The 1,500-nt window shown below is 48.1% G+C and carries 1 rRNA gene; it reads right to left on the bottom strand.

Going from position 1 to position 1,500, the window contains the following annotated elements:
• Positions 1-67 precede the first annotated feature (67 nt).
• A 16S ribosomal RNA gene (locus FYJ26_RS10710) occupies positions 68-1,500 on the bottom strand; the annotation flags it as partial.

Raw genomic sequence — 1,500 nt, 5'->3', positions numbered from 1 at the left:
CAAACTTAAGTTTTATATTTTAATTTTCTTTGTATGAAAAACTAACGTGTCAGTTTCTCATCCTTAGAAAGGAGGTGATCCAGCCGCACCTTCCGATACGGCTACCTTGTTACGACTTCACCCCAGTTACTGACCCTACCTTCGACTGCTGCGTCCTAAAAGGTTCGCTCACAGGCTTCGGGTATTGCCAACTTCCATGGTGTGACGGGCGGTGTGTACAAGACCCGGGAACGCATTCACCGCGACATTCTGATTCGCGATTACTAGCAACTCCAACTTCATGCACTCGAGTTGCAGAGTGCAATCCGAACTGGGACAGGTTTTTTGAGTTTTGCTTAAGGTCGCCCTCTCGCTTCCCTCTGTACCTGCCATTGTAGCACGTGTGTAGCCCAAGTCATAAAGGGCATGATGATTTGACGTCGTCCCCACCTTCCTCCGGTTTATCACCGGCAGTATCGCTAGAGTCCCCAACTTAATGATGGTAACTAACGATAGGGGTTGCGCTCGTTATGGGACTTAACCCAACATCTCACGACACGAGCTGACGACAACCATGCACCACCTGTATTACAGTAGACCGAAGTCCTAAGTATCTATCTCTAGATTCCTCCGTAATATGTCAAGACTTGGTAAGGTTCTTCGCGTTGCGTCGAATTAAACCACATGCTCCGCTGCTTGTGCGGGTCCCCGTCAATTCCTTTGAGTTTCACACTTGCGTGCGTACTCCCCAGGCGGAGTGTTTAATGCGTTAGCTGCGGCTCCCAGATTATTCCAAGAACCTAACACTCATCGTTTACAGCGTGGACTACCAGGGTATCTAATCCTGTTTGCTACCCACGCTTTCGTACCTCAGCGTCAGATGATGACCAGAAAGTCGCCTTCGCCACCGGTATTCTTCCTAATATCTGCGCATTTCACCGCTACACTAGGAATTCCACTTTCCCTTCCATCTCTCAAGCTTAGCAGTTTTAAAAGCTATACATAGTTGAGCTATGTTCTTTCACTTCTAACTTACTAGGCCGCCTACGTACCCTTTACGCCCAATGATTCCGGACAACGCTCGGTCCATACGTATTACCGCGGCTGCTGGCACGTATTTAGCCGGACCTTATTCTTATGGTACTGTCATTTTCATCCCATAAAAAAGATTTTTACAACCCGAAGGCCTTCTAAATCACGCGGCGTCGCTGCATCAGGGTTTCCCCCATTGTGCAAAATTCCCCACTGCTGCCTCCCGTAGGAGTTTGGGCCGTGTCTCAGTCCCAATGTGGCCGTACACTCTCTCAAGCCGGCTACTGATCGTTGCCTTGGTGGGCTTTTATCTCACCAACTAGCTAATCAGACGCAAGTCCATCTTACACCGATATATTCTTTGGTCATTCCATCATGCGATGATTTGACTTTATAGGGTATTATTCTTCGTTTCCAAAGGCTATCCCCTTGTGTAAGGCAGGTTACTCACGTGTTACTCACCCGTTCGCCACTAATCCACTTTTAATC

This window comes from Anaerococcus porci, from assembly GCF_009696575.1.
Classification (GTDB): domain Bacteria; phylum Bacillota; class Clostridia; order Tissierellales; family Peptoniphilaceae; genus Anaerococcus; species Anaerococcus porci.
This window is presented reverse-complemented; position numbering and strand designations above follow the sequence as displayed.